The following is a 19,672-nucleotide window of genomic DNA, read 5'->3' on the forward strand; positions in this document are numbered from 1 at the left end:
AACCAATAATAAACTATTATTTATGAGAAATTATTACGCATTTAAGCAGGTATTATTCTTAGTCTGCTTCACTTTTTTATCAACCACATTATGGGCAACAGACCAAACGGTTCTTCCCGGAGAAAGTATTCAGACAGCTATAGACAATGTTTCAACTAGTGGTGGCGGAATTGTAACGCTCGCAAAAGGAACTCATGTTATTACCGTTCCAGTTAGAATGAAAAGTAATGTAACGCTTCAGGGAGAAGGTAATTGGGAAAGTTTACTGCAAACCACGGTAAACATGAATATGATTATAGCAGATGCTGAGGGTTTACAAAACTTAACCATTCAAAACTTAGCGATTCAAGGTACTAATGCAATTAATGGAGGAGGAATTCAAATTACTTCTCAAGGTGTAGATCACGAAAACATTAAAATTATTAATGTGCATTGTTTTGAAACGGGTTGGGGAGTACATATAAAAGGGACTAAAAATTTATTGGTTCAAGATTGCCTTTTTGAAAGAAATGGAACAGCAGGAAAAGAGGGATATGCCCACAATATGTATTTACGTCGAGTATATGGTGCAGAAGTTAGAGATAGCCAGTTTCTAAATTCAACCTCTGCTAACGGAATTAATATTTCATATAGTGAAGATATTAAAGTTTACAATTGCGAAATGTCTGGTAATTACTTTAGAGGTGTTCGTGCAGCAAACACAGACGGGTATTTAGTATACGATTGTATTGTTAACGATAATGGAGATGTTGGGATTTTAGCAAATTCTGAAGGTGTGCCAACAACCAATATTGATATTAAAAGAAACTGTGTCTCTAATAATTCTAAAGCAGGAATCTCTGGAGTAAATGGTGTTACAGGAATTGTTCAGGATAATAATTCTTATGGTAATGAAACAGATTATAATTTGCCAAATTCTGTGAATCAATCTGATAATACTTCAGATGCTACAATGAACTGCGCTTATAACGATACACCAAGTGTAAGTTTGTCTGTGGTACCAGGAGATGATATGATTTATTTAAACTGGGGATTAAAAAATATTACGGCAACGAGACAGGATGTGTTTAGAGATACAGATTCGGATCCTAGTGGTCGTACTCTAATTAAAAGTAAAGTTACTGGGGTAGATTATACCGATACTACTGCCGAAAATGGTGTTACTTATTGGTATTGGATAAAAGTAACGGGAGAGGATTCAAAAACTTATAATTCTAATGGAGCAACTACAACAGCTATTAATATAGATCCGGTTATTACACTTTCTGCAACGAAAGGGAACAGTGAAGTTGTTTTAAATTGGGAAATGACAGGGATAACCTTGGGAGATCAGGATGTCTTTAGAGACACGGATGCAGACCCAGAAGGACGCGTCTCAATTGCTTATAATGTTGAAGGTAATACATATACAGATACAACTGCAGAAAATGGTACGGAGTATTTTTACTGGATAAAAGCCACAGATGTTTCAGGTGAAAGTACAGATTCTAATGTAGCTAGTGCGACGCCAGCTGTTCCTGAACCGAGTGTAACGTTGCAAGCATATTCTGGAGATAACTCAGTGCTACTGCAATGGGAATTAAAAGATATTACTTTAGGCGATCAGGATATTTTTAGAGATACAGATTCAGACCCAAGCGGACGGGTTTCTGTAGCAAATAATATTGAAGGAAACTCATATGTAGATACCACTGCTGAAATTGGAGTAGAGTATTGGTATTGGGTAAAAGCTACAGATGTTTCTGGAGTGAGTACTAATTCTGAAGCTGTAAATGCTACGGCAAAAGCATTAAATCCACAAATTATTTTAACAACAACGCCAGGTGATGGTTCGGTAACTTTGAATTGGGATATTCAAGATATTAACATTCAGAATGTGGGTGTTTTTAGAGATACAGACGATAATGCAAGTGGTCGCAAACTAATTTCTAACGGTTTAACAGGTACGACATTTACAGACAATAGTGTAGAAAATGATACCGATTATTGGTACTGGTTAAAAGTCACAGATGTTACGGGAACAAATTTTAATACAGAGGGGATTTACGCCTTGCCAAGTGCAACACTTTCTATAGAAAAAGAAAATACAGATAATTTTAAATTTTATCCAAATCCGGCATCGGATAAATTAACCATTAAAATGTCTGCTTCGCAGTTTGATAAATATACCATACTAGATATTAGTGGACGTGTAACACGAATGGGGACTATTCCAAATGGAGTGCAACAATTAGAGTTAGGTGTAAATGATCTTGCAAATGGTATTTATCTTATCAATTTGCAAGGTTCTCAAAACAAAACATTCAAATTTATTAAGAATTGATTTCGCCTTAATTGGGGCAGATATAAGCATAAAATTCATCGTAATTTTTAATAAATGCGATGCGTTTATTAATAGTACAATGACTTACAATCGTTGTAAGTTATTTATTTTTTTAACAACCTAACTTTTAATTTTATGAACAACAATTTTACTAGACTGGACCTAACCAATCCATCTTTATTTAAGAAAAAACTCAGTGTTATCGTTCTACTGTTTTTAGGCGTATTTACTGTGCAAGCACAATTTGTGCATCCAGGAATAACACATAAGAAATCAGATTTAGACAGAATGAAAGACATGGTAAACGCCCAAGTAGATCCTTGGTATACGTCTTACCAAGAAATGGTTACCGATTCAAAATCGAGTTACGATTATGTCGTACAAGGAGATCCTTCATTTACAGAATTAGGAAGAGATTCAGGTGTGAATTACGGCGCATGGAATAGCGATATTCGTGCGGCCTACTATAATGCTTTGAGATGGTATATAGAAGGCGATAGTAGACACGCCGACAAAGCCGTAGAAATTTTTAAAGCTTGGTCTAATCTAACTTCGGTTACCAGTGGAGGAACAGAAGCATTAAGTGGAGGTATTGCCTACATTATGATTGAGGCTGCCGAAATTATTAATAGCACCTATTCTGGATGGAACGAAAGCGATGTGCAAGCGTTTAAAGATATGTTGGTGTATCCAGGATATTCTACAACTACAGTTCCAGACGATATTAGAAGCAATACTACATTTTATTGGAGTTCGTATTTAGGAGATCCTGTGCGTCATGGAAACCAAGGTTTATCGGGATGGAGAACCATCTTAGCTATGGGAATATTTTTAGATAACGAAATTATGTACGATCGTGCACTACGCTATGTACAAGGACTGCCTCACCGTGAAGACGATTTACCTTATCCTGCTGGGCCTAATACTAGTAATGCTGTTACGGCAACTAATGATTATGCAGATACGTATAGTATAACAAGAGGTTATGATATTGAAGATTATGGCTATAATGAGGTCATGACAAACTATATATGGGATAATGGTCAGTGTCAAGAAAGTTCACGCGATCAGCAACACACCATGTTTGGTATGGGCTTATTAACATCTATGGCAGAAATGGCATGGAATCAAGGCGACGATCTTTACAGTTTTACTAACGACAGATTGTTACTTGGATTAGAATATAATATGAAGTATAATGTGTCGGCAATAGAGTCGTACGACGATCAGACTACACCATGGGTGCCAACAGTAAGCTCGGGAGAATTTAGAGAAGGATTCGATAGAACGGGTCGCTGGTATTCTAAAGCGATTAGTCCGGATGGAGCAGGTGATTTTCCAGGGATACGCCCAGTTTTTGAAATGCCTGTAGCGCATTATTACGGACGCGGATTTAAAACCGAGGAGGACGTAAAATGGATTACGCGTGCTAGAGATAAAGCCATCGAATTATCGAGTTACGAAGCCGCAGGATGGACTAACGATGCTTTAGGTTGGGGAGCTTTAACAGCAAGACGACCAATGTTATGCTACGGAGATCCTATAATTGGTTTTGATGCTTCAGGTTTACCTATGTATGCTATGCATGATATTTCAAATCCGATTGAAGCTGAAAATTTTGATTACGATCCCATTAAAAACGGAGAAGGTAGAGTGTATCACGATCTAAGTGCTACAAATACTGGAGGTGCATACAGAACATTTGATGGTGTAGATGTAGAAGAACTGGGAGACGATAATTTTAGTGTTACAAGCATAGAGTCGGGAGAATGGTTAACCTATACCATTTCGGTGCCTGAGACTGGATTGTATAGTGTTGCTGTAAATTACGCTGCGAATCAAGCAGACGGAACTATGAAATTAACTTTTGGAGGTGAAGATAAAACAGACGCTATTGTAATGCCGTATGGCGCTCCAAATTCTACCGGAGATTCAGATTGGAAGTCATTTACAGTTGCAGAAGATATCTTACTAGAAAAAGGCGTGCAAAGTCTGAAAATTTCATTTGGAGGTACTTCAGAAGCTTTTAAATTAGATCATTTTACAATCACTCAAACAGGTACGGTCAAGGAAGATCAAGAGATTCAATTCTTCACGTTACCGTATAAGGTTGTAGGAAGCGACGATTTCGATCCTATGGCAACTTCTAGTTCAAATTTAGCTGTAAGTTATACAACTTCTAATGAATCTGTAGCAACAATCGTAGATGGTAAAGTTCAACTTGTAGGTGTCGGAACGACTACAATCTCGGCAATTCAAGAAGGCAATGATGCCTTTAATCCTGCTCCCGAGGTTACTCAAGAATTAAACGTTGTAAGCCAGATTGGTGGGACTATGAATGTAATTGTAGATGCAGACGCCTATGTACACGAAGGAAAAGCAAATGATAATTTTGGAGCGGTAACTAGTATGGTAACCAAAGTAGATGCGCGTTATGTGTATTTAAAATTTGATTTAAGTGCAGTGCCTGGTCCTATTGTTTCTGCAAAATTAAGAATGTATCAACGTACAAAATACGAGGATATTCGTGTGATTTATGATGTGGAAGATGACAGTTGGGTAGAATCTGAAATCACTTGGAATAACAAACCAAGTTTCGAGAATGAACGCTCTAGCGTAACGACTATTCCATCAACTTGGAGTGAATGGGATGCATCGTCTTATGTAGCTCAAGAATATAACGACGATAAAATCATTTCTATGGCTGTAAAAGATCCTGCAAATAGTGGGATTGGTATAGATTGGTATAGTAAAGAATTTGAAGATAATTTACCACCTCAATTGGTGATAGAATATTACGATGAGTCTTTAAGTATTGATACTAAAAATGTCTCAGTGGGTATTTTTCCAAATCCAGTGGCTCATGCATTTATTGTTACAAATAGCGTAGGCGCAGATTTAAAAATCTATGATATCGTTGGTAAGTTAGTTCTTCAAAAACAAGTTGAAAACGAAAACCAATCGATAGATGTAAGTACTTTAAATGGCGGGATTTATTTCGTTAATGTGAATAATAACGGGAATATTTCAACTAAAAAGATAATAAAAGAGTAGTTTAAATACATTTCAAGTAATAAAGCGGGTAAGTGTAACAGGAGTTATACTTATCCGTTTTTTTTATGCTTAAATGTTATCTTCTGAGTCAAAGAAAATTTTCAAAAATAAATACGATTAGAGCCCTAAAAGGGGCGTGAGCAATCGCTTTACACAAGGGCATATAAAAATGAATCATCATTTATAACTTATGAGCGATTAGTTATAGTTAATATTTTAAGTTTTTATCAACTTGCATATAGAACTTCTAACTAAAATCTAAAGCTATGACTTCTTATTTTAAATTTCTAATTTTTTTAATAGGTGTCTTACCACAATCGGTCTTGGCAGATGTTACATTAAATGCTCTGTTCACAGATCATATGGTGATGCAACGAGAAACCAAAATGCCAATCTGGGGATGGGCAGATGCTAATGAAAATATTGTAATTGTAGGTAGCTGGGGAGAAAAGGCTTTAGTAACTGCAGGAGCAGATGGCGTATGGAGAACTACTTTAAAAACACCCAAAGCAGGTGGTCCGTTTCAAATCGTCATCACCGGAAAAAATAAAATTGTAATAGACGATGTGTTATCTGGTGAAGTGTGGTTGTGTACCGGACAATCTAATATGGACTTTGCATTAGCTAAATTTTTAAATGATTCAAGAGAGCCACAATATCAGCCTTTGGTGGAGTATATTAGAGATGAGGTTGCACATGCAAACGACAATCAATTACGCCATATAGAAGTGCTTCAAAATACTTCACTTTACGAAAAACAAATAACGTTTAAAGGGCAGTGGGTGAGTGCTCAAGGTGAAGATGTGAAAAAAATTACGGCTACAGGGTATTTCTTTGCTAAAGAATTGCGAAAAGAATTAAATGTACCTGTTGGCTTAGTAGAATGCTCTTGGGGTGGTACTCGTGTACAACCTTGGATGTCTGAAGATACCTTCATGGCAGACGAAGAGCTAAAAACATATTTTAAGAATAATAGAAAAGAAATAAAGAAAACCATCGAAATAATGGAGGCTCCCGAGTATGTAGACACCGTTTATCAGAATAAGATGGCACTTTGGAAAGAAAACGGAGAAAAGGGGCGTGCTCCAAAACCAACAAAAAATCCTAGAAACGATATGCAATTACCTGCAACCTTGTATAACGGTATGTTAAACGCTGTTATTCCATATGCAATAAAAGGTGCAATTTGGTATCAAGGCGAAAGTAATGCGGTATATATGCCTACCGCATATGAACAGTATTTTACAGCCATGATTAAAGGCTGGAGAACCGATTGGAATCAGGGTGATTTTCCGTTCTACTGGGCGCAATTAGCAGGATGCCTGCGAGCAAATGAAACAGCAGATAAAGGCTGGGCAACGGTTAACGATCAATTGCGTAAATCCCTAAAAGTACCTCATACAGGTATGGCTGTTTTACACGATATTGGTGAGGCTAAAGACATACATCCGCATAATAAAATAGATGCAGGAAAACGATTGGCATTACTAGCGTTAAAAAATGATTATGGGGTGAAAGTTCCTGTTTCAAGCGGACCATTATATAAAAGTAAAACCGTTAAAAATAACAAAATCATAGTTTCATTTACAGAAATAGGATCGGGTTTAATGTCCGGAAAGAAGCATTTGTTAGAGAAAACGGTGCCAACTAAAGAGCCTCTAAAATGGTTCGAAATTCAAGATAAAGATGGTGCTTGGCACACTGCAGAAGCTAAAATTATTAAAAAAAATAAAGTTGAGGTATGGAGTACGACTATAAATAGTCCCGTTAATGTGCGGTATGCGTGGACAGGGTATCCGGAAGGTGCAAATTTGTATAATAAAGAAGGATTGCCAACAGCGACCTTTTCATCAGAAAACTAACCTATTTTAATAAATTATTATGATAAGATTTAACAGTACTAAAACACCCATAAAACACCTACTATTAATTGCTGGGGTTTTAGCTTGTAATACGCTTGTAGCCCAAAAAGTAGATTTAATTTATACCACGTCATCCGAGCGTTGGGTAGAAGCAAAACGATTTTTAAAGAAAAATAGTGAGGCGACTGCAGATATTACCGTATACACCGATCAGAAATTACAAAAAATTGATGGTATTGGTGGTTCGTTTAACGAGTTGGGATGGGAGGCACTTCAGAGTTTAGGAACTCAAGAACAACAAGACGTAATGAATGCCATATTCTCTGAAGAAGGTAGTAATTTCTCTATGTGTCGTATGCCTATAGGTGCATCAGATTATGCTTTAAGTTACTACAGTCATAACGATGTTGCAGAAGATTTTGAAATGCGTGATTTTAATATCGATCGCGATCGTTACATCTTAATGCCTTACATTAAGGCGGCGTTGGCCATTCGGCCAGATTTGCAGGTTTGGGCATCACCGTGGTCTCCTCCAGCATGGATGAAAGTAAATGAACATTACGCTATGCGAGGTGGTGATTTTGAAAATGCTACCGATGGAAATAAATTAGTATCGGGTGGCGAGATATTAAATAATGCCACAGGATTTAAAATGCAAGAACGCTATCTAAAAGCATATGCTTTATATTTTTCAAAATTTGTACAAGCGTATAAAAATGAGGGTATTCAGCTCGCAGCCATCCAACCACAAAATGAAATTGCTTTTCAGCCCAATTGGCCGTCTTGTACGTGGAGACCAGAAGATATGGCTTATTTTATCCACGATTTCTTAGGACCGCAATTTGAAGCCGATAAATTAGATGCCAAAATTTGGTTAGGAACTGTAAATTCTGGAGATCCTAATTATGTAAAAACGGTATTAAATTATAAGGATACTTCTAAATATATTGATGGTGTAGGATTTCAATGGGGCGGAGCTAAAGCGATTCCTACAATTCATAAAGAATTTCCAGATTTAAAACTGATGCAAACCGAGAATAAATGTGGCGAGCATGAAAACGATTGGACGTCTGTAGAGCGTTCCTGGAACGATTTGGTTCATTATACAAATAATGGAGCGGGATCTTATATGTATTGGAATATGATATTGGATGAAACCGGTTCGAGTGCTTGGGGCTGGCCTCAAAACTCGATGGTTGTCATTGATAAAACATCAAAAAAGATTACTTATACAGACGAATTTTACCTGTTTAAACACTTATCTCATTTTGTGCAACCTGGAGATTTTGTATTAAAATCTTCTGAAGGTAAAAATCACTTGGCCTTTCAGTTAAAAGATGGTCGCGTCATGGTATTGTTAAATAATAAAGAAAACGTCTTAAAAACTATTAACCTTAAAGTAGGAAACCAGATAGTAGGTGTAGAGGTACAACCAACATCTATCAATACAATTATATTCAACAACTAATTTAGTTTTAAAACTAAATCGTTTATTTAAAAGAGAGCGAAAAGAATCATATTCTTTTCGCTCTCTTTTGTGCTTAAAATACAATATCCTACGGTTTTAAAATAGTGAAATCGAATCGCTAAAAATATAATTTTTTTTAAGAGATAATAGAGCGTTGTTTTATGAGATGGATGCTAGTATTTTCTTCGCGATAAAACGTTCCAAATTTAGTGAGAAGACTATAAAATTTTTCTTTGTCATTGACTATAAACCCTTGTTTTTAGTGAAATGGGCCATAAGTTATCAGCTATGAATGATGGTTTATATTCTGTAACAATATTTTTTTTGAAATTGCGATTAAAATCAATCAGACCTAAAAAAGAACTGAATCTTCAGTGTGGGTAAAATTAAATTCATTTGGAATTAAAAAAGCTAACGCAATTAATATATGAATTCATTTAAAAAAATAATTTTCGGTGTAGCATTCAGCATTTCTATGATTTGTCAAGCTCAAAATGTAAAAGTAGACGTTAAGCAGTCTGGAGAAACGTTTGATCATTATTGGAGTAAGATGGTTGGTGCTGGTCGTGCTAACGAAGCGTTAAGAGCGGGATGGTTAGAACAAATGGAACAAGTTCAGGAACAATGTGGTTTTGAATATGTCCGTTTCCACGGGTTATTTCACGACGATATGTTTCCTATAGTTATGGAAAAAGGAAAACCAGTTTATAACTGGCAATACATTGATGATGTATTTGATAGGCTTTTGGATATGAATGTTAAACCTTTTGTAGAGCTTGCATTTTTACCTTCAAGTATGGCGGCTAAAGATTCTAAAACGGTGTTTTGGTGGAAAGCTAATATTACACCTGCAGATGATACATTTGAAAAATGGCATGATTTAGTTGAAGCCTTTACACAGCACTGTGTAGATCGTTATGGAATTGAAGAAGTTTTAACATGGTATTTCGAGGTGTGGAACGAGCCTAATCTATATCCATTGTTCTGGGATGGTACAAAATCGCAATATTTCGAAATGTATAAGCAATCTGCAATAGCTGTAAAATCTGTAGATCAACGTTTAAAAGTAGGAGGGCCTTCTACCAGTAATTTTGTACCAGACGAGCGTTTCGCAGGAGAAGTAACTAACGATAAGGTGTCTGAGGCTGTATTTGCAGCAGACGATATTAATGCTTTAGATTGGAAAGGTGTGTGGATAGAAGATTTTCTTGAATATTGCGAGAAAGAAAATCTTCCTGTCGATTTTGTGAGTACGCATCCTTATCCCACAGATTATGCTTTTAATCCTGAAACAGGAAAAGGAAGAGGTTTAACACGTTATGTAAATTCTCTAAAATTAGATCTAGAATGGTTAAATGAAACCATTTCTAAAAGTGCATATCCTAATGCCGAAATTCATTTAACCGAATGGAATACGAGTCCGAGTAGTCGTGATGCAATGCATGATAGATTGCCTGCTGCAGCATATATAGTGAAGTCTAATTTAGAGTGTATTGGATTAACTAATTCGTTAGCGTTTTGGACATTTACTGATATTTTTGAAGAAAAAGGAGGTGCAGCAAGTATTTTTCATGGTGGTTTTGGAATGATAAATTATCAAGGTCTTGTAAAGCCGTCGTACCATGCGTACCGTATGCTTCACCAATTAGGAGATCAAAAAATTTATAAAGATGATTACCTATTCGTCAGTAAAAAATCTACCGATGGAAAAATTGTTGCACTAGCTTATAATTATCCAAAAGAGTACGAAAATGCTGTGCCTGCGGGGTCGGATAAAAGAGAAAAAGGAACATCCAAAAAACTAGATTTCACTTTAACCGGTTTAAAAGCTGGAGCACATTTCGAAATTGAAATCTTAGATAAAGATCATGGTAATATTCATAATTATTGGGAAGATATGGGGAAACCTGAACCACCAACGCGTGAGCAAATTAAAACAATGAAAGCCTATGCCAACACTATGAAAATGGATCATGTAAAGGCTGATAAAAATGGAGTGTTAAAAGTCAATCAAGACCTTACGCCTTGGAGTGTTGTTTTAATAAAAGAAATTAATTAAAAAGTTCGTTATGAAAATTTTTAAAACTAATAAATCATTACAAACTATAGGAGTTTTGGCGCTTGCATTAGTATTTTTTAATGCCTGTAGTAACGTAGATAAAACCATGACGATACATGACAAAACGGTAAATGCTACGTTGATCTATGAAGATAATTTCGACTCCGGTTTAGAGGACTGGAAAGTAGAACAAGTAGCAGGTGGTACAGTAGAAAACAATGCTAGTAAACTAGAAATAGACGATGTTGGAGGTTGTACGGTTTGGTTAGATAAGAAGTTTGAAGGTCCGATAATGATAGAATACGATGTGCTTATTTTTCAAGACGGCGGACCTAACGATCGTGTATCCGATTTAAATTGTTTTTGGATGGCGAACGATCCAGAACATCCATCAGATTTATTCGCTAATTCTGAAGCTCGAGGTGGTAAATTTTCAAACTACGATAGTTTAAAACTGTATTATATGGGAGTTGGAGGGAACGATAATAAAACAACACGTTTTAGACGATATACAGGAGATGGCGAACGTCCTTTACTTCCGGAACACGATTTAAGTGATAAAAAATTTATGCTAGAACCTAATACACCTTACACTATCAGGTTGGTGGCATACGATGGTATAATTCAGTATTACAGAAACGATGTGTTATTGGTAGATTTTGAAGATAAAGCACCGTATACAAGTGGATATTTTGGATTGAGAACTGTAAAGAATCATATGACAGTAGATAATTTTAAAGTCTACCAATTGGATTAGTTTACATGCAACTTTAAACAACAAACTATATAAATTATATTAATTTAAAACATAAGAGAATGAGTACAAGCTATGAAACCCGTTATGCATCGAGTCCGCAAACTGTAAAGAAATACGATACCCAAGAATTGAGGAACGAATTTCTAATAGATAATTTAATGCAAGAAGGACAGGTTAATTTAACCTATACACACTACGATCGTTACATCGCAGGATCTGCAGTTCCAACATCTAGTGCTTTAACCTTAGAAACTATCGACCCTTTAAAGGCATCATTTTTCTTAGAGCGTAGAGAGTTAGGAATTATTAACGTTGGCGGAAGTGGTTCTGTAACAGTAGACGGTACTAAATATGAAATGGGATTAAAGGATGCCTTGTATGTTGGTATGGGAAATAAAGAGGTTGTATTTGCTAGTGACGATGCTAGTAGTCCTGCAAAGTTCTATTTAAACTCGGCACCAGCACATGTTAACTTTCCGACAAAAAAAGTAAGTAAAGCCGAAGCTAATAAATTGGAGTTAGGGTCTTTAGAAACGGCAAATCACCGTACCGTAAACCAAATGATTATTGGAGGTATTGTAACAACATGTCAATTACAAATGGGAATGACAGAATTAAAAACGGGAAGTGTGTGGAATACTATGCCTGCTCACGTTCACGATCGTAGAATGGAAGTATACTACTATTTAGATATTCCTCAAGATCAAGCCGTGTGTCATTTTATGGGTGAACCTACAGAAACGCGTCACATCTGGATGCAAAACGATCAAGCTGTAATCTCTCCACCATGGTCTATTCATTCAGGTTCAGGAACTTCTAACTATACCTTTATTTGGGGAATGGCAGGAGAGAATCTAGATTATAACGATATGGATGTTGCTAAAATAACTGAATTAAGATAATTATATATATACTAGAATGTCAGTAAATTTATTCGATTTAACAGGTAAAACAGCGCTAATTACAGGAGCTGTTCACGGATTAGGAATGGCTATGGCTAAAGGTTTAGCCAATGCTGGAGCTACAATTGTAGTAAACGATTTATCACAAGCAGCGATAGATAATGCTTTAAAAGAATATAAGGCCGATGGGATAGATGCTCATGGGTATGTGTTTAATGTTACAGACGAGGCTCAAGTTATTGCTGGTATAAAACAAATAGAAGACGAAGTAGCTCCTATTGATATATTAATCAATAATGCGGGAATTATTAAAAGAATCCCAATGATTGATATGTCGGTTGAAGATTTTTCGGCTGTAATTAATGTGGATTTAATTTCTCCATTTATTGTATCTAAAGCAGTTGCAAAAGGTATGATTGCTAGAGGTGGCGGAAAAATTATTAATATTTGCTCGATGATGAGTGAACTAGGACGTGACTCTGTGAGTGCTTACGCCGCAGCAAAAGGTGGTTTAAAAATGTTAACAAGAAACATGGCTACCGAATGGGCAAAGTTTAATATTCAAACCAATGGTATTGGACCAGGATATTTTGCTACCTCACAAACAGCTCCAATTCGTGTAGATGGTCACCCGTTTAACGACTTTATAATTAGCAGAACACCAGCAGCAAGATGGGGAGACCCAGAAGATTTACAAGGTGCGGCTGTGTTTTTAGCCTCAAAAGCGAGTAACTTTGTAAATGGACATGTAGTATATGTGGACGGTGGTATTTTAGCCACAATAGGAAAACCTTCAAACGAAGATTAATATGAAAAATGGTTTAATATTTTCTTGGGTAGTTGCAGCGTCATTATTGGTGAGTTGTGGTTCTAAAGAAAAAGAAAGTACGTTAATTACAGTAAAAAACAACTTAGAATTATCTCGTAGTTTTGAAACGGTAGAGATTTCTAGAGCGGATGTCACGCTAAATGAAGGCGAACGTTTTGAAGATTTTAGTGTTCAAGATGCGACTACAAAAGCGATATTAACCTCTCAGTTTGTAGATGAAGATCTAGATGGAACCGTAGATGTATTATTGTTTCAGCCGGAACTCGACCCAAATTCAGAAAAACAATACGAATTGGTAGTTGCAGATTCTTCAGTAAAACAGGATACAACGGCATATTGTTATTCTAGATTTGTTCCAGAACGTACAGACGATTATACGTGGGAAAACAATAAAGTTGCATTTAGAACCTATGGTCCTGTAGCTCAGAAAATGGTGGAAGATGGTGTGCCAGGAGGTACCTTATCTAGCGGGATAGATTTATGGTTAAAAAAAGTAGAATATCCCATTATCAATAAATGGTATGCTAGAAATGCTATTAAAGCAGGCGAATACCATATCGACTATGGTGAAGGTTTAGATAATTTTCACGTAGGATCTAGTCGTGGAGTGGGTGGATCGGCTGTAAAAATAGATACATCGTATTACATATCTACAAATTTTACAGACTATAAAACTATTACAACTGGTCCAATTAGAACAAGTTTTGTTTTAAACTACGCCGATTGGGATGCGAATGGACAAACCATTTCTGAAGAAAAACACATTTCTTTAGATTACGGTAGCAACTTCTCAAGATTCGAAATTCACGTAAAGGGAACAGACGAATTATCTATAGGTTTAACGTTACATGATAATGAAGGTACTGTAACCGAAAACGTAGATCAAGGATGGATTGCATATTGGGAATCTGAATATTTCGATTCGGAATTAGGAACAGCAATAGTGGCTAAAAGGGACGATATGATTGCTTCAGAACGTTATGTAACGGCTGAAAAAGATCGTAGTAATTTATATAGTCAACTAAAAGTTAATAACAATAAAGTTGTATATTACGCTGGTTTTGCGTGGAAAGAGTCTAAGCAATACCCGACTAAAGCGTTGTGGGAGCAACATATACAAGAATTTTCGGAAAAAGTAAATTCACCTTTAGAAGTAACCTTTAATAAATAAGAATATAACACAAAAAAGAAGGTTTCAAAATTTAGGTTTTGGAACCTTTTTTATTTTAATTAAATAGAATACATGTCATTATATCCATTAAAATTCACGCCTCTTTATAAATATAGGATTTGGGGAGGAGAAAAACTGAAAACGGTATTACACAAAGATTATCAAGATGAAAGTATTGGCGAATCTTGGGAAATTTCTGATGTTAAAGGAGACAAAACAGTAGTTAGTGCTGGTGTTTTGGAAGGTAAAACGCTAGAGGAATTAACCACAGAATTTAAATCAGACCTTGTTGGTGCCAATGTGTATAAATTATTCGGGACAGAATTTCCGTTGTTAATTAAGTTTATAGACGCAAAAACACCACTATCTATTCAGGTACATCCTAGTAATGAAATTGCTAAGGAACGTCATAATTCGTTTGGTAAAAACGAAATGTGGTACGTCATGGAAGCCGAAAAAGATGCAGAACTTATTGTAGGTTTCAATCAGAAAGTAGATAAAGCATCGTATGTAAAAGCTTTAGAATCGGGGAAAATATTAGATGTTTTAAACAACGATACCGTAGCTAAAGGCGATACTTATTACATTCCTACAGGACGTATTCATGCTATTGGTTCTGGGGTGCTGTTAGCCGAAATTCAGCAAACATCAGATATTACATACCGTATTTACGATTACGAACGTGTAGATGCAACCACAGGAAAAACTAGAGAATTACATACCGATTTAGCTGTAGATGTAATAGATTATAGTGTTCAGGATAGTTATAAAACAGATTATAAAGTTTTAGAAAATGAAACCAACACCTTAGTTCATTCACCATATTTTAAGACGAATATTTTATCAATTAATGGCAAAATCGAGAAAGATTACACAAATCTGGATTCTTTTGTGATCTATATCTGTGTAGAAGGAGAACTAGAATTACAATGGCAAGGTATCGATTATCAATTAGTAAAAGGAGAGACTTTATTTTTACCGGCCTCAATTAATCGCATAGATTTAAAGTCGGATAAAGCAGTAGTTTTAGAGGTATACTACTAATAGTAAGTATGCTATTTTAATAGAAACGGGTGATTAAATAGTATTTAATCACCCGTTTGTTTTTTAGAAGTGGGACACCTTTATTGTTTTCTAATCCAATATTGTGTTCTTCCTAGAAGCGCAACGCCCATATAACCTCTTACTTTTAGTTTATTATCATCTACCAGTTTTAAATAACAACTGTAGACATCGCCAGATTCGGGATCTAAGATTGTACCATCGTTATATTCTTTACCATCTTTTTTTATATCCTCTATAATAACCAAACCAATCATAGGTTTGTCTTTTTTATCGCCCTCGCAAGCCGTGCAAACAGAGTCTTTTTCCCCGATATATTTATTTACTATTTTGGCAAAATAGGCGCCGTCGTTTTTATAAATTTCAATAAGCGCTTTTTTTTCATTGGTCTTATCATCGTAAGTTTCCCATTGACCAATTATACTTTGACTTGTAGCCGAAAAGCTTAAAGACATGAATACGAGAATAAATAAATGTTTCATAATTTTAGTTTGTTTAGGTTGTGTGTTCTAATTTTTGATTTAATAATTCCATATACGATTTACGAGCGGTTAACTCTTGTAAAGTCGTTTCAAACGTTCTTGTGTTTTTTAAGGAAGGAAAAGATAACTTATTTTTTGCAATAGAATGAGAAATTAACAAATTGAAATAATTGAATCTTAGAATTATAGTTTGCATAAAGTCTAGTTTCTGTACCTCGAACCCTAGTTTATTCGCCGTTCTGGTATTTATAATATAGCTTGTACCTTTAATTTTTAAATTAGGATCTTCATCTTTTAAGGTTTCAATCAGGTGTAAAAGACCTTGTATGTAATTTTGAAGAATAAAATTTGTGCGTTGCTTCCCATTTAATGTTTTGTCGATTACAAATACATAATCGAATAAGCTACCACCATGTATAGTAATTTCACCATTTTTTTGCGCTTCAGATAAAAAAAGAGGTGCATGATATTTAAGCTTTCCGCTAGCTTGCATAGCAGGTACATCTAAAAAGGGAGCAATAATAGAAAGTAGTATTGAAAAGAATAGAATACCAATAAAAAGTAATCCCGTTTTATACGAGATAATGGCCACTAATAAAATAAGCACTAAAGCAAGACTTATTACCAAAGCTTGAATACGTTTTTGCTCTTTTTTAGATTTTTTGAAAAATGGATGTTCCAATACGTGTTTTAGTTATGATAGCGATTAACTTTCGTAAATATATAAAACTATGTATACGTATTTAGTATGAGAGATTGCAATTTATACCTTGAGTATTTTAAAAAGAATTGCACTGAAATATAGGTTTGGCTATATTATATTGCGATGCACCGTTTAAAAACATTGACACTGTAAAGAGAAATTGTGAAGGATATAATAGAAAAAATACAACTTCATTGTATAATCTGCTGTGTTATTGCTACTATAAACGATAAGACGTGGTTGGGCTTAAATGCTTATTAGGTAATTTTTCTTGAACATTTTTTCGTAAACGTCTTTGCTAAACATATAGAGTTGTGCAGGTTTTTTTGAGACTCCAACTTGTTTTTCGTCTAAAGGAATTATGTATTTTTTATTAATTAATTTTCGTCTAAAATTACGGTTATCAATTTCAATACCTAAAATAGATTCGTATAAATCTTGTACATCATTAATTGTAAATTTATTTGGAAGTAATTCAAAAATAATAGGTTCGGATAGACACTTGATTTTTAAATCTTCGTAAGCTTCTAAAATAATACTTTCATGATCAAAACCTAATTCCGGTAAGGCATTTACAGGAAACCATTTTGCATGATATTTATTCTGGTTGAGATTAATGGCCTCTGTTTTTATTAAAAAATAGTAAGCCACGGTAATGGTTCGGCTATTAAAACCTTCATTTTTAATCCAAAGCTGATCTTTTTCGTTTAATAAACGATCGGGGTCGCCAAAAGCTTTGAATTGTTTTTTATACAAGCTGCTTAAACCAGTTAATTCTTTAAGCGCCCTCGTGGCGGTTTCGTCTAAAGTTTCATCTTCGTTTACATGATATCCGGTTAACACATAGTCGTTGACTAATATTTCAGAATGGGCTGGAGATTCTAGATAACGTTTTATTAATAAGACATTAAGCGTTTTTTCGGTGGTATTGTAACCAAAAACAACACAGTCTACAGAGATGTTTTTTATTTTCTTAGATTCCATATATAATATTTGTTAAACGAATGTAATAAAATTATTGATAATATTTAAATAAACGTTTAAAATACATTATATTGTAGAGTGCATTATTTTGATGTTAAATGGTGTGTAAATATCAATTTAGAATATAAAGAAGTTAATATAGAATATTTTAGCGTTTTATTTTGTCATGTCGATTTTTTGAATAACTTTGAAAAATAATTAAAAGCGTAAAAATGACGTTTGTATGATTTAAACCAAATGGAACTTAGTTTTATTGAATTTTACAACACGATTTAAACAAACTATAATACTAACTGCATATGAAAGCAACTAAAAATTTTCAAGAGTTCGAGGCTATAGACGAAGAGCAATTACCGGTGTCTAAACATAAATTACATGATTGGACACACTTTGCGGGTTTATATGCTGCCGAGCATGTAGCTGCAACAGAATTTGTAATTGGAGCTACATTTGTTGCTTTGGGAGCGACTACTAAAGATATCTTATTAGGTTTGTTAATAGGTAATATTTTAGCGGTGCTTAGTTGGACGTTAATTACGTCTCCAATAGCGGTAGAAACGCGTTTAAGTCTGTATACATACTTAAATAAAATTGCGGGAGATTCTATGACCAAGCTTTATAATTGGGCAAACGTTATTATTTTTACAGTTATTTCTGCGGCCATGATTACCGTTTCTGCAACGGCTGTTCGTTTCGCTTTCGATATCCCTGCACAACTCGATTGGTATCCTACAAATTTATGGTTTGTACTCATAGTATTATGTGTAGGCTTAGTCGTGGTTTCCATAGCAATATACGGATTCAAAGCCGTAACCGAATTCTCTGGAATTTGTGCACCTTGGTTATTTGTTATGTTTATTAGTGGTGCTTTTGTGTTGCTTCCGGCCTTGTCTCTTGTAGATTTAGGACAAACTATTCCTGCAAGTTGGAACGATTTTATAACTTTAGGGAATCATTCTATTTGGACAGGAGTTAATAGTAAAGGAGAAACAGGTATTGGGCTAGTGGAAGTAATAGGGTTTGCATGGGCCGCTAATACCATTACGCATTTTGGCTTAATAGATATGGCTTTGTTACGATTTGCTAAAAAGAAATCATACGGGTTAACAACCAGTACAGGTATGATGTTCGGACATTATATTGCATGGATTTCAGCCGGAATTATGGGGGCAGGTGCAGCTGTTATTATAGGAAAACCTATAGTGGCACTAGATCCAGGAGATGTGGCTTATTACGCTTTAGGATGGTCTGGATTTGTTATTGTTATTGTGGCTGGTTGGACTACCGCGATAGCTAATTTATACAGAGCAGGTTTAGCCGCTCAAGCAGTGTTTAGAAGTCATTCTAGAAAAAAAGCAACTATGGTTGTTGGTATCGTAACTATGATTGTTGCGTGTTTCCCTTTTGTATTTAGCCAGATATTGCCTTTATTAACTTATGCAGGTTTATTGGTTGTTCCGGTAGGAGGAATCGTGTTTGCTGAACATCAGATATTTCCAAGAATTGGTTACACACGATATTGGTTACATTATAAAAAATTAACTTTTAGTACACCTGCAATCGTGTCTTGGGGATTGGGTTTAATATTCGGTTTTGGACTAAATGTAATAGATATTATGCCGTTTTATTACTTGTTTATTCCAACTTGGATATATACAATAATTATTTATACGGTTTTAGCGGGGCAATATGGCGCTAAAGATTCGTATCCAACAGAGGAATTAGAAGAAAAAGAAAGACAACATAATATTGAAGTCTATCAAGACGAAAAAGCAACGCATGTTACGAAAACGATAAAGGATCATTCTGTATTCTCTAAAGTGTTGGCAGGAGTTTCTATAGTATCGTTAATAATTACTTTGGTATTGGCTTGTATAGTGTTATTTGGAAGTGCTAATGAATCTATCTATATTGAAAATAGAGACATCTTTTATCGTTATGCATTTGTGTGCACCGTCATCTATTTTGTAACGGCATATTGGAAATTAAAACGAGGAAAAAATAAAAACATATAAT

Annotated in this window: 14 protein-coding genes; 11 read left to right on the forward strand and 3 right to left on the reverse strand. The window is 35.1% G+C overall.

Annotated elements, in window-relative coordinates; genetic code table 11:
• Positions 1 to 22 precede the first annotated feature (22 nt).
• From ACKC83_RS11435 to ACKC83_RS11480, 10 genes are all read left to right on the forward strand, one after another.
• The gene (locus ACKC83_RS11435) at positions 23 to 2,323 is read left to right on the forward strand and encodes a T9SS type A sorting domain-containing protein (RefSeq protein ID WP_434035598.1); all 2,301 of its coding nucleotides are present in this window, start codon (positions 23 to 25) and stop codon (positions 2,321 to 2,323) included.
• A 135-nt stretch (positions 2,324 to 2,458) separates the two neighbouring features.
• Entirely contained in the window at positions 2,459 to 5,377 is a 2,919-nt protein-coding gene (locus ACKC83_RS11440) for a CBM96 family carbohydrate-binding protein (RefSeq protein ID WP_434035599.1), read from the forward strand.
• 266 nt (positions 5,378 to 5,643) lie between these two features.
• On the forward strand, positions 5,644 to 7,239 hold the full coding sequence (locus tag ACKC83_RS11445; protein WP_434035600.1) for a sialate O-acetylesterase: 1,596 nt from the start codon (positions 5,644 to 5,646) through the stop codon (positions 7,237 to 7,239).
• Positions 7,240 to 7,258: 19 nt separating this feature from the next.
• Complete coding sequence (locus ACKC83_RS11450; RefSeq protein WP_434035601.1) at positions 7,259 to 8,707, forward strand: glycoside hydrolase family 30 protein; 1,449 nt, start codon at positions 7,259 to 7,261, stop codon at positions 8,705 to 8,707.
• A 427-nt stretch (positions 8,708 to 9,134) separates the two neighbouring features.
• On the forward strand, positions 9,135 to 10,766 hold the full coding sequence (locus tag ACKC83_RS11455; protein ID WP_434035602.1) for a GH39 family glycosyl hydrolase: 1,632 nt from the start codon (positions 9,135 to 9,137) through the stop codon (positions 10,764 to 10,766).
• A gap of 10 nt (positions 10,767 to 10,776) precedes the next feature.
• Positions 10,777 to 11,523 carry a DUF6250 domain-containing protein gene (locus tag ACKC83_RS11460; protein ID WP_434035603.1) on the forward strand — a complete coding sequence of 249 codons (747 nt, stop codon included), beginning with the start codon at positions 10,777 to 10,779 and terminating at the stop codon, positions 11,521 to 11,523.
• A 59-nt stretch (positions 11,524 to 11,582) separates the two neighbouring features.
• Positions 11,583 to 12,425, forward strand: a complete 843-nt coding sequence (gene kduI / locus ACKC83_RS11465; RefSeq protein WP_414036956.1) for a 5-dehydro-4-deoxy-D-glucuronate isomerase — start codon at positions 11,583 to 11,585, stop codon at positions 12,423 to 12,425.
• Between the two features lie 16 nt (positions 12,426 to 12,441).
• The gene (locus ACKC83_RS11470) at positions 12,442 to 13,233 is read left to right on the forward strand and encodes a gluconate 5-dehydrogenase (protein WP_414036955.1); all 792 of its coding nucleotides are present in this window, start codon (positions 12,442 to 12,444) and stop codon (positions 13,231 to 13,233) included.
• Between the two features lies 1 nt (position 13,234).
• On the forward strand, positions 13,235 to 14,425 hold the full coding sequence (locus tag ACKC83_RS11475; protein WP_434035604.1) for a DUF4861 family protein: 1,191 nt from the start codon (positions 13,235 to 13,237) through the stop codon (positions 14,423 to 14,425).
• A 72-nt stretch (positions 14,426 to 14,497) separates the two neighbouring features.
• Positions 14,498 to 15,469, forward strand: coding sequence for a type I phosphomannose isomerase catalytic subunit (locus ACKC83_RS11480; RefSeq protein ID WP_434035605.1), 972 nt, complete (start codon positions 14,498 to 14,500; stop codon positions 15,467 to 15,469).
• 80 nt (positions 15,470 to 15,549) lie between these two features.
• Here the strand turns inward: ACKC83_RS11480 and ACKC83_RS11485 are convergent, their stop codons facing one another.
• The 3 genes from ACKC83_RS11485 to ACKC83_RS11495 all read right to left on the reverse strand — a co-directional run bounded on the left by ACKC83_RS11485 (position 15,550) and on the right by ACKC83_RS11495 (position 17,656).
• Positions 15,550 to 15,969, reverse strand: coding sequence for a DUF2147 domain-containing protein (locus ACKC83_RS11485; protein ID WP_414036952.1), 420 nt, complete (start codon positions 15,967 to 15,969; stop codon positions 15,550 to 15,552).
• 13 nt (positions 15,970 to 15,982) lie between these two features.
• Positions 15,983 to 16,651: a hypothetical protein gene (locus ACKC83_RS11490; protein ID WP_434035606.1), complete on the reverse strand. Its 669-nt coding sequence runs from the start codon at positions 16,649 to 16,651 to the stop codon at positions 15,983 to 15,985.
• A 267-nt stretch (positions 16,652 to 16,918) separates the two neighbouring features.
• Positions 16,919 to 17,656 carry an NUDIX hydrolase gene (locus tag ACKC83_RS11495; protein ID WP_414036950.1) on the reverse strand — a complete coding sequence of 246 codons (738 nt, stop codon included), beginning with the start codon at positions 17,654 to 17,656 and terminating at the stop codon, positions 16,919 to 16,921.
• Positions 17,657 to 17,955: 299 nt separating this feature from the next.
• Between ACKC83_RS11495 and ACKC83_RS11500 the strand changes: the two genes are divergently transcribed.
• On the forward strand, positions 17,956 to 19,671 hold the full coding sequence (locus tag ACKC83_RS11500; protein ID WP_434035607.1) for a purine-cytosine permease family protein: 1,716 nt from the start codon (positions 17,956 to 17,958) through the stop codon (positions 19,669 to 19,671).
• Position 19,672 lies beyond the last annotated feature (1 nt).

Origin of the sequence: Formosa bonchosmolovskayae (assembly GCF_051016085.1) — a bacterium.
Classification (GTDB): Bacteria; Bacteroidota; Bacteroidia; order Flavobacteriales; family Flavobacteriaceae; genus Formosa.

Excerpts from the sequence above, each read along its gene's own strand:
- ACKC83_RS11435 (WP_434035598.1), top strand. The coding sequence starts at position 23 with ATGAGAAATTATTACGCATTTAAGCAGGTATTATTCTTAGTCTGCTTC.
- ACKC83_RS11440 (WP_434035599.1), top strand. The coding sequence starts at position 2,459 with ATGAACAACAATTTTACTAGACTGGACCTAACCAATCCATCTTTATTT.
- ACKC83_RS11445 (WP_434035600.1), top strand. The coding sequence starts at position 5,644 with ATGACTTCTTATTTTAAATTTCTAATTTTTTTAATAGGTGTCTTACCA.
- ACKC83_RS11450 (WP_434035601.1), top strand. The coding sequence starts at position 7,259 with ATGATAAGATTTAACAGTACTAAAACACCCATAAAACACCTACTATTA.
- ACKC83_RS11455 (WP_434035602.1), top strand. The coding sequence starts at position 9,135 with ATGAATTCATTTAAAAAAATAATTTTCGGTGTAGCATTCAGCATTTCT.
- ACKC83_RS11460 (WP_434035603.1), top strand. The coding sequence starts at position 10,777 with ATGAAAATTTTTAAAACTAATAAATCATTACAAACTATAGGAGTTTTG.
- kduI (WP_414036956.1), top strand. The coding sequence starts at position 11,583 with ATGAGTACAAGCTATGAAACCCGTTATGCATCGAGTCCGCAAACTGTA.
- ACKC83_RS11470 (WP_414036955.1), top strand. The coding sequence starts at position 12,442 with ATGTCAGTAAATTTATTCGATTTAACAGGTAAAACAGCGCTAATTACA.
- ACKC83_RS11475 (WP_434035604.1), top strand. The coding sequence starts at position 13,235 with ATGAAAAATGGTTTAATATTTTCTTGGGTAGTTGCAGCGTCATTATTG.
- ACKC83_RS11480 (WP_434035605.1), top strand. The coding sequence starts at position 14,498 with ATGTCATTATATCCATTAAAATTCACGCCTCTTTATAAATATAGGATT.
- ACKC83_RS11485 (WP_414036952.1), bottom strand. The coding sequence starts at position 15,969 with ATGAAACATTTATTTATTCTCGTATTCATGTCTTTAAGCTTTTCGGCT.
- ACKC83_RS11495 (WP_414036950.1), bottom strand. The coding sequence starts at position 17,656 with ATGGAATCTAAGAAAATAAAAAACATCTCTGTAGACTGTGTTGTTTTT.
- ACKC83_RS11500 (WP_434035607.1), top strand. The coding sequence starts at position 17,956 with ATGAAAGCAACTAAAAATTTTCAAGAGTTCGAGGCTATAGACGAAGAG.